The sequence below is a fragment of the Streptomyces olivaceus genome (assembly GCF_000721235.1).
In the GTDB taxonomy this organism is placed as follows: domain Bacteria; phylum Actinomycetota; class Actinomycetes; order Streptomycetales; family Streptomycetaceae; genus Streptomyces; species Streptomyces olivaceus.
Window position 1 is genome coordinate 113,062 of sequence record NZ_JOFH01000004.1, and the last position, 12,656, is coordinate 125,717.

Genomic DNA, 12,656 nt, shown 5'->3' on the forward strand with positions numbered 1-12,656 from the left:
CGGGCGTCGACCGACGTACTGGTTGTACGTGGTCGGCGCCCGGTGCGGCGAGTGGGGGCACCTCCCACGCCCTTAAGGCAGTGGGGGAGCGTGCATGGCGCCGCCGGGCAGACGGGAATGTGACGGCGGGCCCTAGGGGGCGTCGGGCGCGGGGAACAGGCAGAACTCGTTGCCCTCGGGGTCGGTCAGCACCAGGTGGTCCGGGTGGGAGCCGCGGACGGTCGCGCCGAGGGCGGTCAGGCGCCGGGCCTCCGCCTGGAGATCCGCGGCGAACAGGTCGGGGTGCACGCGGTTCTTGACGGTCTTCGCCTCCGGCACGAGCTGGAACCACAGGCGCGGCCCCGGGCCCGCCGGTTCGACGAGCACGGTGGGGTCGCCCTCGGTGCTCGTGATTCCGAGCGAGCGCAGCCGGGCCAGTTCCGCGTCGTCGTAGGGGGCGACGGCGTAGCCGTCCACTGCCGCCGCCCAGAAACGGGCCGTGGCCGCGGGACGGGCGCAGTCGAAGACGAGGTCGCCGAGTCGTGCCATCCGCCCATGCTTCCCGGCCGGGCCGGCGGTGTCACGGGTCCGCCGGGGCCTCGCGAAATGGCCTCGCCCGGCGCGGGTCAGGTGGGGCAGCCTGCCTGCATGACCACACCGCCGTTCGTCCCCGGCCTGGAGTTGTCCCGCCGTTTCCACCTCGAAGCCGTCCGTCTCCGGCGCGGGGAAACGTCCCGGCTGCCGCCCCCTTTGCGGCTGCCCGCCTCCTTCTCACGTTTGTCGAAACGGGCCGCGGCATCGTGACCTTCTCCGGGTGCCGGGCGCGGTGGATGTCCCGGCGCGCAGGGGGACGGTCCGCCGCAGGTGTGCGGGCCTCGGGCGGCGGCCGTCGGCGGCACCGGGCGCGCCATGCGCGACCCGCCGGTGCTCCGCGGCTGGTATGCATGGGGCGCATGGATGTGACCAGTACGGGCCTGCGGGTCCTGCGGCAGATCGCCGAGTCGGGCAGCTTCACCGCGGCGGCGGCCCGCCTCGGGTACACGCAGTCGGCGGTGTCGCGCCAGGCCGCGTCGCTCGAACGGAGCGCGGGCGTCGTGCTGTTCGAGAGGCACCCGGACGGCGTCCGGCTCACCGCCGCGGGGCTGGCCCTGCTGCGGCACGCGCGCACCATCCTGGAGTCCGTCGCGGCGGCCGAACGCGACATCGGCGGCGCCGACGCACCGCCCGAACCCGTACGGCTCGGGGTGTTCCTGAGCGCCGGCGCCCTGCTGCTGCCCGCGGCGCTGGCCCGGCTCGCGGCGACCGACCCGCAGGTCGCGGTCACGACACGCGAGGGCACCACACCCGGTCTGATCCGGGCCCTGCGGGCGGGCTCCGTCGACCTCGCGGTGCTGACGTCCCGTCCGCCGCACCGTCCCACGGACGGCGAGTCGCCGCGCCTGCACCTCGAAACCGTCGAGGAGACCGAACTGGTCGTGGCGGTCCCGGCGACCGGGGCCTTCGCCGGCCGTACCGAGGTGTCCGCGGACGAACTCGTCGGCGCGCCCTGGATCGCCACCCCCTCGTCCGGTGCCGAGCCGCTGCTCGGCGTCTGGCCGGGGCTGCCGGGACGGCCGCGCGTCGCCCACCGGGCCCGCGACTGGCTGACCAAGCTGCACCTCGTCGCGGGCGGCTTCGGCGTCACGACCGTACCGCTGCGGATGGCGCCGCTGCTGCCGCCCGGGGTCGGCCTCGTGCACGTCGGGGGCGTACCCAGGGAGATCCGCCGGATCCTGGTGGCGCGACTTCCCGGCCGTCCCGCCCCGGCCGTCACGGCCGTCGCCCGGGCGATCGCCTCGGCCCGGTGAGGGGCTAACGGCCCACGATGCCCTCGACGATGCTCATCAGGCGCTCCCCCGCCCGGTCGATGCTGCCGTTCTGCGTGCTGACCTGCGCGCCTTCCAGGACGAACGTGATCTGCGCCGCGGCCTGTTCGGGGTCGGGCAGTGCGGCCCGTACGCACATGCCGGTGAGCCGGCGGGTCTGACGGGCCTTGTGCTCCTCGATCACCTGCCGGGCGGGGTGGGAGCGGTCGGGCAGTTCGGCCAGGGAGTTGATGAAGGGGCAGCCGCGGTGCGAGATCGCCGGCAGCCCTTCGGCGATGAAGCGCGCCAGGCCGAGGATCTGCTCCCGGGGGCGGTCCGGGAAGTCGGCCTCGACCCGGTCGAAGGCTGCCTGGTAGTCGGCGGCGACGATGCGCAGCCACTCGGCGACGAGCTCGTCCTTGGTCCCGAAGTGCCGGTAGATCGCCATCTTGGTGGTCCCGGCCCGCTCGGCGATCGCCTGGACGCCCACCCCCCGGATCCCCTCGCTCCGGAAGAGCTCCTCGGCCGCGTCGAGGATGCGCTCGCGCGGTGGCAGCTTGGCCACCCTGCTCGGCCTTCTGACGGGCGCTGTCATCGACTCCTCCGTGGCGTCCGGTTCCGTGGCGCCCGGTCGGCCGGGGCGCCCGCACCCCTGTTACGGTACCAGTCCGTCCCACACAATACCGAGCGGTATCGTGTGGGACTGATAGGTATCACCGAGTGGTGTGTTCCCGTCTCTGAGGAGTGGCAGTGGAAGTGACCGAGTACGTACGCCAGGACGCGGTCGGCCTGGCGCGGCTGGTGGCCGACGGCGAGGTGAGCGCGGCGGAGGTGGAGTCGGCCGCCCGGGAGGCCGCGGCGGAGGTCGCGGGGCGGGTCAACGCCGTGGTGGAGACCTGGCCGTCCGACGACGCGCCCGTGCCGGGCAGTTCCCCGCTGGCCGGGGTCCCCTTCCTGGTCAAGGACATCGGAGTCGCCGTGGCCGGGCGGCGGACGGAACTCGGCAGCCGCCTCGCGGCCGGGCTCGTCGCCCCGGCCGACTCCTTCCTGACGCGGCGGCTGCGCCGCGCCGGACTCGTGACGTTCGGGCGGACGGCCACCCCCGAGCTGGCCTACAGCATCACCACGGAACCGGCGCTGTACGGGCCGGTGCGCAATCCGTGGGACCCGACGCGCAGTGCGGGCGGGTCCAGCGGGGGCTCGGGCGCGGCCGTCGCCGCCGGGGTGGTCCCGCTCGCCCATGCCACCGACGCCGCCGGTTCACTGCGCGTCCCCGCCTCCTGCAACGGGCTCTTCGGGCTGAAGCCCAGCCGCGGCCGCGTCTCCATGGGCCCCGACGCGGACGAGGTCTTCAGCGGCCTGGCCGTGCAGGGCGGCCTCAGCCGCACCGTGCGCGACAGCGCGGCGCTGCTCGACGTCATCGGGGGCCCGGAGCCGGGCGACCCCTACGCGGCACCGCGGCCCGACCGTCCCTACCTGGAGGAGGTCACCCGCCCTCCGGGGGTCCTGCGCGTCGGGGTCCTCGCCCAGGCCTGGGGCGGGCGCCGCACCACCGCCCCGGTGGCCGACGCCCTGACCCGTACCGTGCGGCTGCTCGAATCCCTCGGTCACCGGGTGGAGGAGACCGCCGTCGGTCTCGGGACCGACTGGGAGGGGTTCGTACGGGCCCATGCCCGTGTGTTCACCGCGAACCTCACCGCCACGGTGGACGCGCTGGCCGCCGCGCTGGGCCGGCCCGTCGACTCCTCCACCCTGGAAGCCCCGACCCTGGCCGCGTACCGCTACGGGCAGGAGGTGACCGGACCCGGGCTCCTGGCCGCGCTCACCGTCCGCAACACCGTCGCCCGGAGCCTCGCGGAGTACTTCGGCACGTACGACGTCCTGCTCACCCCGACCCTCCCGGAGCTGCCGATGCCGCTCGGGGCCTACACCGAGGGCGGAGAGGCGCTGGACGGCGCCGGCTGGATCGAGCGCCTCCTCGACCGCTCGCCGTTCACGACGGTGTGCAACGTGGCGGGCACGCCGGCCATGTCCGTGCCGGTGACGGCCGACGCGGCGACCGGGCTGCCTGCGGGCATGCAGTTCGCCGCCGGCTACGGGCGCGAGGACCTCCTCTTCCGCCTCGCCGGCCAGCTCGAACGCGCGCTGCCCTGGGCGGGCCGCACCCCCGGCGTCCGGGCCGGCGCGGACTCGGGCCGGTAGGAGGCCGCCACGGCGCGGCGCGGCAGCAGCAGGGGCGTCGCCAGCAGGAGGGCACCGGCCAGGCCGACGGCCGTGCGCGGGCCCAGTACACCGCCCAGCACACCCCAGCCGGCGGTGAGGAACGCGGTCGACGCCTTGGTCGTCACCGACCATGCGGTCAGCGTGCGGGCGACCCGGTCGGCCGGGGTGCGCCGGAGGCGGCAGGTGGCCTGCACCGGGTTGAAGACCGCGCAGCAGAAGATCAGCCCCAGCTCGACGCCCATCACCAGCAGCAGCCCGGCGGTCCCCGGCCCCACGAAGACCAGTCCCACGGGCCAGACCGCGCGCAGCGCCCCGGCCCCGACCAGTACCCGGTGCTGTCCGTACCGGGTCACGAGGGGACCGGCCAGCCGCGCGCCGAGCAGCCCGGCGAGGGAGGGCGCGGCGAAGGCCAGGCCGTACTGCCACGGCGCGAAGCCGAACCGCCCCAGCATCAGTACCGCCAGCAGGGGTGTGGTCGCCATCAGCAGGCCGTTGAACAGGGCGGTGTTGAGGAACAGGGGGCGCAGCACCGGGTCGGCGACGAGGTGCCGCCAGCCGTCAGTCAGGTCCCCGGCCCGCAGGCGCTCGCCCATCGGTCGGGCGGGCGACGGCTCCTGCCCGCCCGTCGTCCCGACGGCCAGCGCCGAGAGCAGGTGGCTGAACGCGTCGGCCGCCACCGTCACCACCGGCCCGAGGAGCCCGATCGCCGCGCCGCCCAGCGGCGGTCCGACGACCGTGGTGGTCCAGGTGGTGGTCTCGAAGCGGGAGTTGGCGACGAGCAGGTCCTCGGCCGGCAGCAGCGTCTTCAGGTACGCGCCGGAGGCGGCGCGGAAGGCGATGTCGCAGGCGGCCACGACGACCGAGACCAGCAGGAGCTGTACGTAGGTGAGCACGCCGAGCAGGTGGGCGGCGGGGACCGTCAGCAGCGCGGCGAAGCGCGCCAGGTCCGTCCCGACGAGCACCCGCCGCTTGCGGCGGAACTCCACCCACGGGCCGAGCGGCACCGCCACGGCAGCGCCCACCGCGGCTCCGGCCGAGGAAATGGCCGCGACCCCGGCGGGTCCGGCGTGCAGCACCTCGATGGCGATCAGCGGGAACGCCCCGAAGGCCAGCCACGTGCCGAGCGCACTGGTCCCGTACGCCGCCCAGAGCCGGTCGAAGGGCCGCCCCAGGCGGTGCCCGTCCCCCATGTTCCACCCCTTGTGTCCGCCGCCTCGTACAACCGGTCCGCGACCGGAAGCATCAAAGCGAGCGCCCCGCCCCGAGATCAAACAACCGCAGCGCCGCCGAGCCACAACCGGAGGTTGTACCGCTAGGGTGCCGCCATGGATCTCGACACCGTCCGGACCTTCGTCGCCGCCGCCGACGCGGGGCAGTTCCGGGAGGCCGCCGCCGAGCTGGGGGTCACCCAGCAGGCCGTGTCCAAGCGGGTCGCCGCGCTGGAGCACGGTCTCGGGGTACGCCTGTTCGCCCGCACGCCCCGCGGCGCCGAACTCACCATCGACGGCCAGGCATTCCTGCCGCACGCCCGGGAACTGCTGCGCGTCGCCGAACGCGCGGTCGCCTCCGTGCGCGCCGGCCGCCGACCGCTGCGCGTCGACGTGATCGCCTCCCGCGGTGCGGCGACGGGACTGATGCGCGACTTCCACCGCGCGTACCCCGGCACCGACCTCGACGTGGTGATGCTCTTCGGCATCGAGACGGCGCTCGCCGCCCTCCGGTCGGGCACGATCGACGCCTCCTTCCGGGCCGTCGCCATGCCGGGCCGGCCGCTTCCCGAGGACATCGAGTCGGTCAGGGTGCTGGACGAGCCGCTCCAGCTCCTCACCGGCCCCGGCCACGCCCTGGCGGCCGCCCGGTCGGTGACCGTCGCCCAGCTGGCCGGGCACCGGATCTGGATGCCCGGCATCGCGCCGGGGACCGAGTGGGGCGCGTACTACGACGACCTCGTGGCCGAGTTCGGCCTCACCATCGAGGCGACCGGGCCCAACTTCGGTTCCGACGTGCTCATCGACACGGTCGCCGACACCCCGGCCCTGGCCACCTTCATGAGCGAGCGGACCCGGCTCGTCTGGCCCGCCGGTCACGGGCTGCGCCGCATTCCGGTGACGGACCCGATGCCCGTCTACCCGCACTCGCTCCTGTGGCACCGCGACAACCCGCACCCCGCGCTGGCCACGCTCCGTGCCCACCTGGCCGCCACCGGCGCCGGGCACGACGCGGCCGGGACCTGGCGACCGGGCTGGGTGCTTCCGCGCTGATCACCACCGGTCGCCGCCGGTACGCGCCGGTGGGCGCCGTCCACGCGCCTCTTGCCGGGCCGGGTCGCGCACGTAGGTACCGAGTAGGTACCATCGCGGGTATGCCATCGCTCAATGTGACCTTCACCGAGGACGAGATGGAAGGCGTGCGCGCGGCCGCGGCGGCCGAGGGCAAGAGCCTGAAGCAGTACATGCACGACCTCGGTGTCCGTGAGATGCAGCGCAAGCGGTTCGTCGTCGGCGCCGCCTCGTGGGCGGACCGGCTGCGCGCCGAGTTCGACGAGGCGTTCCCCGACGAGATCCCCCCGTCCCAGCGCGGTGGAGGAGTCAGCGCCGCCTGATGAGCGAGCCACTGCACATCGACGTCCCCTGGCTCCTGGACGTCCAGGACGCCGCCCTGGGCAGCGAGGACGTGTCGGTCACCGACTACTCGGCACTCGTGGCGGCCGTCGCGCGGCACAAGACCCGGATGCCGACGCTGGCCACGTCCAACCCCGACCCCGCGTGGCGGGCGGCCGCCCTGCTGCACACCGTCGTGCGCCTCGAACCGCTCCCCCACCGCAACAGCCTGTTCGCGGCCTTCGTCACCGGCCAGTACATGGACCAGTCCGGCGAGGGCATCGACCCGCCCTACGGGGCCCTTTCCGAGCTGATCAGGAAGGTCCGTGAGACCCGGCTGAGCATCTACGCCATCGCCGACGTGCTCCGCTCCTGGCGGATCTGACTCCCCGGACTCCCCGGACTCCACGGACGGCCCGGCGGGCTATCCGGGGACGGCGGTCCGGTCGCGTTCCGCGGCGTGGCGGAGGCAGGAGGCGGCGACCACCAGGGGCCACAGGGACTGCACGAACGTCACCACCCGTTCCGCGATCCCGGCGTCCCCGTGCCGGCCCATCGCGACCAGGAACCATGCTCCGCCCGCCGCCATCAGGGCCGTCACCGCGAGCGAGGGTGCGAGCCGCAGCGCCCAGGGAGCCGCGGAACCGCCGTTGACGGCCAGGACCGGCCACACGGCCAGGAGCGTGAACCCGACCACCGTCACCGCACCGTGGCGCAACGACCCCCCGCTGCTCGGCGCGGGCAGCACCGCCACGGCCAGCGCCGCGAGTCCGCCGCCCGCCAGCGCGGCACGGCCGGCGGTGGCGGCGGCCCGCAGCCCCCAGGCGGTCAGCAGGTGGCAGAGGCCCAGAGCGACGAACGCCAGTGTCATGACCCAGAAGCCGGGAGCTCCGTACGCCCCCAGGACGCTGATGGTCTGGGTGACGGGATCGTAGGACGGTCCTTCGAACAGAGCGGCGCCCGTCCAGCCTCCGACCAGCACGACGGGCGCGCACCCCGACGAGAGCAGGGCCCATTTGGGGACAAGTCGCATCGGGCCACAGTAGATCGCCCGGTCGCCTCCCCCAGCGCCCCCACGCGGGGCGCCGGCGTCAGGGGTCCCGGCGCCGGTCGCGAGTCTCGGGCTGCTGCTCGAACCCGGCCGAGCGGTAGGTGGCGACTGCGGCGGTGTTGGAGCTCGGGGTACTCACGACGGCGCTCGACGCACCCATCCGCCGCAGTGCGCCGGCCGCGGCGACGGTGATCGCCCTGCCGTACCCGTGGCCGCGGTGTTCCCGGGCGACGCCCATGGGTTCGAGCAGTCCGGGCCTGCCCGGGCCCGCGGACCAGACCGTGACGACCGCCACCGCCTCGCCCCGGGCGTCCCGGGCGACCAGGCAGCGGGCGTCGGTGTAGAGCGGTCCCGCCGCCATGGCGTGCCAACGGTCCGGTGTGAAGGACGAGTTGTCGAACGCCGCCCGCTGCACGGCGGCCCGTACCTCCGCGTGTTCCGGGCCGGCCACCTCGACGCGCACGCCCGGATCCCCGACCGGCTCCGTGAGGTCGCGGCGCAGCGGGGTCCACGACTCGTCGGTGCCCCAGCCGTTCCCGGTCAGCGTGTCGTGGAGCAGCGCGTCCGCGGGAACCTCGGCGTACGCCGCCCCCTCCGGCAGGACGCCGCGTCCCGGGTCACCGAGGTCCTCGGCGAGCACCCGGGCCAGCTCCTCGTCCCGGCGGGCGTCCGGCGCGGTCGTCAGGCGCAACAGCCGGGGGCCGTCCAGCAGTCCGACGGCGAGGATCCGGCCGTCCCGGCCCCAGGTGCGGACCGCGGCGGCCGTCGCCTCGGCTCCGAACCGCCGGAACCAGCCGATGTCCCCGGGGTGCAGCTGCCAGGGCACCCCTTCGTCCTGCCACGCGCGCAGCGCGCCCGCGGCCGCGTCCAGTCCGTCGACTCCGGGTCTGCTCAGCGTGGTCCGCATCGCTCCATTGCACCAGGAACTCCGGGCGCCGTCACGCCTGTTTACATCGATGTACATCCGGCTCTAACCTGACGCGGATCCCTCCCCCCCCCAGCGTCCTCCCAGGAAGGAAGGCCGTGGTGATCTCCCGCCTGCACCACCTCTTCAGACGTGTGTCCGCACGTGCCGCGCTGTGCGGTCTGACCGGCGCCCTGTGCGTCGCACTGGCCGTGCCGGCGACGGCCGCCGGTGCCCCGCAGGCCGCGCCCGCCGAGGCCGCCCCCGCGGCCACCGCGGCCACCGGAACGCCGTTGCGCGACGACACGGGCTTGTACCCGCGCGCCGTTCGGCTGGAGCACAACGGCGCGGCCGACGGACGTGTCCTCGCGAGCGTCGTGACGTTCGACGGCGACAACGGCATCGGCGCCATCCACGAGAGCACCGACTCCGGCGCGACCTTCCGCGAGGTCGGCCGGGTCGCCGACCCCGACTCGGCGGCCGGCCAGGGGCTGTGCTGCGCCACGCTGTTCGAACTGCCCCGGCAGGTGGGCGCGTTGCGGGCCGGGACCCTGCTGTGGGCGTCGTCGGCCGGACAGAGCGAGCAGGAGCGCCGGATGGCGCTGCGGATCTGGCGCAGCGACGACGTGGGGCGCACCTGGTCGTACCTGTCCTCGTGCGCCGTCGCGAACGGCACGGGCGGCCTGTGGGAACCGGAGTTCTCGGTCGCCGCGGACGGCGCGCTGGTCTGCCACTACGCCGACGAGACGGACGCCGGACACAGTCAGAAACTGGTCGCGGCGCGCAGCTACGACGGCGTCCACTGGCAGGACCACCACGACACCGTGGCGAGCGGCTGGTCGGAGGACCGGCCGGGCATGCCGGTGGTGCGTGAACTGCCGGACGGCACCTACTTCATGAGCTACGAGATCTGCAACCCCGGCGGCCAGTACCAGTGCGTCGTGCACTTCAGGACCTCGGCCGACGGCTGGAACTGGGGAGACCCCACCTTCCTCGGGTACCGTCCGGAGACCGTGGACGGCAAGTACTTCCGCGCCGCGCCGACCATCGCCTGGGCGCCGTCGCCGGACGGCGCTCCGAACGGCCGACTGCTGCTGATCGGCCAGCGGCTCCTCAACAAGGACGGCACGGTCGCGGCGGACAGCGGACGCACGATCCTCGCCAACACGGAGGGCGGCAGCGGTCCCTGGTACGAGATCGAGGCACCGGTGACGGTCCCCGCGCCCGAGGTGAACCCCTGCCAGAACTACAGCTCCCCGCTGCTGCCGTCGGCCGACGGCAGCAGCGTCCTGGAGATCGCCACCGACTACGACGGCACGGTGTGCAAGGCGTACTTCGCGACGGGGAGCGTCACCGGGAGCGGGAACGCGGCGGGTGTCGCCGACGGCGCCGGGTACCGGCTGGTGAACGCGGGCAGCGGGCAGTGCCTGGACGTCGCCGCCGACTCGCGGGACGCCGGGGGCAACGTCCAGCAGTGGACGTGCAACGGGCTCGCCCCGCAGGAGTGGACGCTGCGGGCCCGCGACGGCGGCCACTTCACGCTGACCGGCCGGAACAGCGGGCACTGCCTGGACGTCGAGAACGGCTCCGCCGCGCCCGGTGCGAACGTCCGGCAGTGGTACTGCAACCAACTGGCGGCGCAGGACTGGCGGCTGGAGAACGTGGGACGGGGCTACTACCGGCTCGTCGCCCGTTCCAGTGGGCAGTGCCTCGACGTCGCGCAGGGATCGCGGGAGCCGGGCGCGAACGTCCAGCAGTGGACGTGCAACGGGCTGCAGCCGCAGGTCTGGCGGCTGCAGCAGGCCTGACCCGGACTGCGAGACTGTGTGGATGACCGTCAGACTCGCCGGGGAGCAGGACGTACCGGGTTTCCTCTCACTGGCCGCGCAGGTCGAGCACTGGTTCGGCCCCATGGTCGAGGACGCCGGCTTCCACGCGGCGTTGGCGGACCACCTCCGCCGGTCGCAGGCGCTGGTGGCCGCCGCCGCGGGAGGAGGTCTCGCCGGCGGTCTGCTCTTCGGCACGGGGACGCGGACGCACCACGTCCACTGGCTGGTCGTCGGCGAGCAGTCGCGCGGTACGGGTGTCGGCCGCGCACTCATGGACGACGCGATCCGCAGATGGGTGCGCGGCCCGGCCGCCGTCGAGGTGGTCACCTTCGGCGCCGATCATCCCGGAGCGTCCGCGAGCGGAGCACGCGCGTTCTACGAGCGCCTCGGCTTCGTCGCGGGCGAGGCCGCGGCCCCAGGACCGGAGGGCGGTTCCCGGCAGGTCTTCCGCCGCACGATCGGCTGAACCGCGAAGAGGCAGGAGCGGGACCGTCGCAGCGGCGCAGCCGCCCCTCCCCCCCCTCAGCTCTCAGGCCCCGTCACCGGGTCCGCCGCCGTGCTCGACCCGTGCCAGCCAGGCGGTGAGCAGGGCCTCCAGGGCGGCGGCCTCGTCCCGGCTCAGGGCGCTCATCAGCCGGTGCTCGTTGTGCATGTGCTCGGTGAAGGCCCGGTCGATGAGTTCCCTCCCGGCCGGGGTGAGCGCGACGACGCGGCCCCGTCCGTCCCCGGTGGCACGGCGCCGTGTGACCAGACCGGCCCGTTCCAGCCGGTCGATCCGCTTGGTCATCGCCCCCGTGGTGACCATGGTGTGGGCCGCCAGCTCGCCCGGTGCCCGCTCGAAGGGGTCACCGGCCCTGCGCAGGGCCGCCAGGACGTCGAAGTCGCCCTCGCCGAGTCCATGGCGGCGGTAGACGACACACAACTCCTCGGTGAGCAGCGCGGCCAGCCGGTGCAGCCGGCCGATGACGGCCTGGGGAGCGACGTCGAGGTCGGGCCGCTCCCGCCGCCAGGCGGCCTGGACGGAAGCGATGCGGTCGGGCGCCGGAAGGCCGGCCGGAGTACTGGTCTCTGCCACGACGGCCAATATACCTTCTACGGAAGCTATATTGACTTCCATGGAAGGTTCTTTTCGCTGGGCGGCGCTGACCGCCGTGGCCCCCGTCGCCTGGGGCGCCAACTACTACGTCACCCGGCAGTTCCTCCCGGCCGACCAGCCTCTCTGGGGCGCGGCGCTGCGCGCGCTGCCCGCCGGGTGCCTGCTGCTCCTCGCCGCCCGGCAACGGCCGCGAGGCGTCTGGTGGGGCCGCTCGGCGGCCCTCGGAATCCTCAACACCAGCGCCTTCTTCGTGTTCGTCTACGTAGCCTCGCAGACCCTGGCCACGAGCACGGCGTCCATGGTCATGGCCCTGTCGCCGCTTGCTCTGACGCTCGGCGCCTGGCTCCTGCTCGCCGAACGGCCCAGCCCGGCGCACCTGGTGGCGGCGGCGGTCGGACCGGCGGGAGTGGTGCTCATGCTGGGCGGGCCCGGTGCGCAGACGCGACCGGCCGGGATCCTGGCGTCCGTGGCGGCCATGCTCGTCTCGACCGCCGGCTACCTGCTGAGCAAGCGGTGGGACTCCGGGCCGGGCGTCCTGTCCGTCACGGCCTGGCAGCTCACCTGCGGGGGCCTGGTCCTGCTGGTCCTGGCGGCGGCCACCGAGGGAGCGCCGCCCCCTGTCGGCGGTGCCGCCGTGGCGGCGTACGCCTACACCTCGCTGGTCGCCACCGCCCTCGCCTTCCTCGCCTGGTTCACCGGCCTGCGCCGCCTTTCCGCGGGGACCGTGGGACTCCTGGGCCTGCTCAACCCGGTCACCGGGGTCCTGCTCGGCCTCTCACTCGCCGACGAGCGACTCGGCGTGCCGCAGGTGGCCGGCATGGTGCTGGTCCTGGCCGCCGTCCTCTGCGGCCGCCCGCGGACCGCCGCACCCGGCGGGAGGACGGGGAAGGCGCCGCAGACCCGGGCGGCGGGCCGGCCGGGCGGCCTCGCGGACTGATGACGAGCGGAACCTGGTGCGGCACGCACGGGAGATCCGCCTGGACGTGAATGTGTTCCGGCGGGACCTGGCGCGTCGGCGGGGTGCCCGCAGGAACGCCGGGGACGTGGACTTTGCCGGCCTCGGCGGGGTGTCGGGCACGCCGGCCTTCTTCGTCAGCGGCAGACGGCACCACGGCGCCCGCGACGTCACT

At 74.5% G+C, this 12,656-nt stretch carries 14 protein-coding genes; 8 read left to right on the forward strand and 6 right to left on the reverse strand.

Going from position 1 to position 12,656, the window contains the following annotated elements; genetic code table 11:
* Nucleotides 1-132: 132 nt before the first annotated feature.
* Nucleotides 133-528 carry a VOC family protein gene (locus IG94_RS0106600; RefSeq protein WP_031032370.1) on the reverse strand — a complete coding sequence of 132 codons (396 nt, stop codon included), beginning with the start codon at nucleotides 526-528 and terminating at the stop codon, nucleotides 133-135.
* A 404-nt stretch (nucleotides 529-932) separates the two neighbouring features.
* Between IG94_RS0106600 and IG94_RS0106605 the strand changes: the two genes are divergently transcribed.
* Nucleotides 933-1,826: a LysR family transcriptional regulator gene (locus IG94_RS0106605; RefSeq protein WP_031032372.1), complete on the forward strand. Its 894-nt coding sequence runs from the start codon at nucleotides 933-935 to the stop codon at nucleotides 1,824-1,826.
* A gap of 4 nt (nucleotides 1,827-1,830) precedes the next feature.
* Here the strand turns inward: IG94_RS0106605 and IG94_RS0106610 are convergent, their stop codons facing one another.
* Nucleotides 1,831-2,418: a TetR/AcrR family transcriptional regulator gene (locus IG94_RS0106610; RefSeq protein ID WP_031032375.1), complete on the reverse strand. Its 588-nt coding sequence runs from the start codon at nucleotides 2,416-2,418 to the stop codon at nucleotides 1,831-1,833.
* A gap of 155 nt (nucleotides 2,419-2,573) precedes the next feature.
* Here IG94_RS0106610 and IG94_RS0106615 point away from each other — a divergent pair, with 155 nt between their 5' ends.
* Nucleotides 2,574-4,025 (forward strand): amidase, encoded by a 1,452-nt coding sequence (locus tag IG94_RS0106615; protein WP_031032377.1) that lies wholly within the window; start codon nucleotides 2,574-2,576, stop codon nucleotides 4,023-4,025.
* On the opposite strand, the gene IG94_RS0106620 is transcribed toward IG94_RS0106615, so the two are convergent.
* Entirely contained in the window at nucleotides 3,917-5,236 is a 1,320-nt protein-coding gene (locus IG94_RS0106620; RefSeq protein ID WP_078892186.1) for an MFS transporter, read from the reverse strand. The genes IG94_RS0106615 and IG94_RS0106620 overlap by 109 nt on opposite strands.
* Nucleotides 5,237-5,371: 135 nt before the next feature.
* Here IG94_RS0106620 and IG94_RS0106625 point away from each other — a divergent pair, with 135 nt between their 5' ends.
* From IG94_RS0106625 to IG94_RS0106635, 3 genes are all read left to right on the forward strand, one after another.
* Entirely contained in the window at nucleotides 5,372-6,307 is a 936-nt protein-coding gene (locus tag IG94_RS0106625) for a LysR family transcriptional regulator (RefSeq protein WP_031032381.1), read from the forward strand.
* A 101-nt stretch (nucleotides 6,308-6,408) separates the two neighbouring features.
* Nucleotides 6,409-6,648: a hypothetical protein gene (locus IG94_RS0106630; protein WP_031032382.1), complete on the forward strand. Its 240-nt coding sequence runs from the start codon at nucleotides 6,409-6,411 to the stop codon at nucleotides 6,646-6,648.
* Entirely contained in the window at nucleotides 6,648-7,031 is a 384-nt protein-coding gene (locus tag IG94_RS0106635) for a hypothetical protein (RefSeq protein ID WP_031032383.1), read from the forward strand. The genes IG94_RS0106630 and IG94_RS0106635 overlap by 1 nt, the downstream gene beginning before the upstream one ends.
* 39 nt (nucleotides 7,032-7,070) lie before the next feature.
* Here IG94_RS0106635 and IG94_RS0106640 read toward each other — a convergent pair whose 3' ends face one another.
* A complete protein-coding gene (locus tag IG94_RS0106640; RefSeq protein WP_031032385.1) occupies nucleotides 7,071-7,679 on the reverse strand; it encodes a DUF998 domain-containing protein in 609 nt (202 codons plus the stop codon).
* A 58-nt stretch (nucleotides 7,680-7,737) separates the two neighbouring features.
* Nucleotides 7,738-8,604 carry a GNAT family N-acetyltransferase gene (locus IG94_RS0106645; protein ID WP_031032386.1) on the reverse strand — a complete coding sequence of 289 codons (867 nt, stop codon included), beginning with the start codon at nucleotides 8,602-8,604 and terminating at the stop codon, nucleotides 7,738-7,740.
* 119 nt (nucleotides 8,605-8,723) lie between these two features.
* Between IG94_RS0106645 and IG94_RS0106650 the strand changes: the two genes are divergently transcribed.
* The gene (locus IG94_RS0106650; protein ID WP_031032387.1) at nucleotides 8,724-10,409 is read left to right on the forward strand and encodes an RICIN domain-containing protein; all 1,686 of its coding nucleotides are present in this window, start codon (nucleotides 8,724-8,726) and stop codon (nucleotides 10,407-10,409) included.
* A gap of 22 nt (nucleotides 10,410-10,431) precedes the next feature.
* Nucleotides 10,432-10,896, forward strand: coding sequence for a GNAT family N-acetyltransferase (locus IG94_RS0106655; RefSeq protein WP_031032389.1), 465 nt, complete (start codon nucleotides 10,432-10,434; stop codon nucleotides 10,894-10,896).
* Nucleotides 10,897-10,959: 63 nt separating this feature from the next.
* On the opposite strand, the gene IG94_RS0106660 is transcribed toward IG94_RS0106655, so the two are convergent.
* Nucleotides 10,960-11,460, reverse strand: a complete 501-nt coding sequence (locus tag IG94_RS0106660) for a MarR family winged helix-turn-helix transcriptional regulator (protein ID WP_372459471.1) — start codon at nucleotides 11,458-11,460, stop codon at nucleotides 10,960-10,962.
* An 85-nt stretch (nucleotides 11,461-11,545) separates the two neighbouring features.
* Between IG94_RS0106660 and IG94_RS0106665 the strand changes: the two genes are divergently transcribed.
* On the forward strand, nucleotides 11,546-12,463 hold the full coding sequence (locus IG94_RS0106665) for a DMT family transporter (protein ID WP_043483036.1): 918 nt from the start codon (nucleotides 11,546-11,548) through the stop codon (nucleotides 12,461-12,463).
* Nucleotides 12,464-12,656 lie beyond the last annotated feature (193 nt).

Coding starts and splice junctions, on each gene's coding strand:
- IG94_RS0106600 (WP_031032370.1), bottom strand. CDS start 528: ATGGCACGACTCGGCGACCTCGTCTTCGACTGCGCCCGTCCCGCGGCC.
- IG94_RS0106605 (WP_031032372.1), top strand. CDS start 933: ATGGATGTGACCAGTACGGGCCTGCGGGTCCTGCGGCAGATCGCCGAG.
- IG94_RS0106610 (WP_031032375.1), bottom strand. CDS start 2,418: ATGACAGCGCCCGTCAGAAGGCCGAGCAGGGTGGCCAAGCTGCCACCG.
- IG94_RS0106620 (WP_078892186.1), bottom strand. CDS start 5,236: ATGGGGGACGGGCACCGCCTGGGGCGGCCCTTCGACCGGCTCTGGGCG.
- IG94_RS0106625 (WP_031032381.1), top strand. CDS start 5,372: ATGGATCTCGACACCGTCCGGACCTTCGTCGCCGCCGCCGACGCGGGG.
- IG94_RS0106630 (WP_031032382.1), top strand. CDS start 6,409: ATGCCATCGCTCAATGTGACCTTCACCGAGGACGAGATGGAAGGCGTG.
- IG94_RS0106635 (WP_031032383.1), top strand. CDS start 6,648: ATGAGCGAGCCACTGCACATCGACGTCCCCTGGCTCCTGGACGTCCAG.
- IG94_RS0106640 (WP_031032385.1), bottom strand. CDS start 7,679: ATGCGACTTGTCCCCAAATGGGCCCTGCTCTCGTCGGGGTGCGCGCCC.
- IG94_RS0106645 (WP_031032386.1), bottom strand. CDS start 8,604: ATGCGGACCACGCTGAGCAGACCCGGAGTCGACGGACTGGACGCGGCC.
- IG94_RS0106655 (WP_031032389.1), top strand. CDS start 10,432: ATGACCGTCAGACTCGCCGGGGAGCAGGACGTACCGGGTTTCCTCTCA.
- IG94_RS0106665 (WP_043483036.1), top strand. CDS start 11,546: ATGGAAGGTTCTTTTCGCTGGGCGGCGCTGACCGCCGTGGCCCCCGTC.